We start from the raw sequence: 362 nt of genomic DNA, 5'->3' as shown, positions 1-362 counted from the left end.
CTCGGTAAGTCGAATTTCTTTGAGGATCGCCCGTGCCCGCTCGAGCAATTTGGCTCCTGACGCGGTGACGCTGACGCCGGTTCTGTCGCGTATCAGCAGCTGAGTGCCGAAGCCTTGCTCCAGTTGACGCACATGCAGGCTCAGCGCACTCTGGGCGACATTAAGGAAACCAGCGGCCTTCGTAAAACTGCCTGCTTCGACCACGCCGACGAAATATCTTAACTGCCTGATTTCCACGGGTACTCATCCGAGAGTGGACTCCAATGGATGTAATCTATCTCGAAAAGCGATGGCGCGATAGCAATAATTGTGCCACGCTGCAGCGATCCAGTGGCGAGGCAATTGGACCGCCGTGGTCTCGT

Annotated in this window: 1 protein-coding gene; it reads right to left on the bottom strand. The window is 56.1% G+C overall.

Translation table 11 applies throughout. The features are described from left to right. Positions 1-237, bottom strand: a 237-nt coding sequence (locus EN807_RS33295) for a LysR family transcriptional regulator (protein WP_135937998.1), incomplete at its 3' end; no start/stop codon positions are given. Positions 238-362: the final 125 nt, after the last annotated feature.

It is taken from the genome of Mesorhizobium sp. M5C.F.Ca.ET.164.01.1.1, assembly GCF_004792125.1.
GTDB lineage: Bacteria > Pseudomonadota > Alphaproteobacteria > Rhizobiales > Rhizobiaceae > Mesorhizobium > Mesorhizobium wenxiniae.
Note: the sequence above shows the minus strand (reverse complement) of the source record. Positions and strands in the feature narration are given on the sequence as shown.